Annotated in this window: 1 protein-coding gene; it reads right to left on the bottom strand. The window is 62.9% G+C overall.

The features are described from left to right. Window positions 1-242, bottom strand: a 242-nt coding sequence (locus tag SB751_RS30255) for a phage baseplate assembly protein V (RefSeq protein WP_410749054.1), incomplete at its 3' end; no start/stop codon positions are given. Window positions 243-275: the final 33 nt, after the last annotated feature.

Here is a 275-nt window from a genome sequence, read left to right on the forward strand (position 1 = left end):
TCGCCCATCGGGCAAAAGAGAATGACCTGCTCGCCCTTCGTCAGCGGGTTCCACTCGCGGGTGTTCCCCGCGCGCAGCGTGATGAAGGGAATCCAGTTGGTTTGAAGGCCGGGGCTTTCCGTGTCGTCGGGGTCGCCAACAGAAACGCGGCACGTCGGTGGCGTGCTGGTGAGGTAAACGTCGAACACCTGTCCCTTGCGGATCAGGTTGACGATGAGGCGGCGGAATTCGTTGGCGTCCATACCGCTCATGTTGCCGAGAGCGCTCGCGCGAGG

It is taken from the genome of Cupriavidus sp. SIMBA_020, from assembly GCF_046535395.1.
GTDB classification, from domain to species: domain Bacteria; phylum Pseudomonadota; class Gammaproteobacteria; order Burkholderiales; family Burkholderiaceae; genus Cupriavidus; species Cupriavidus campinensis.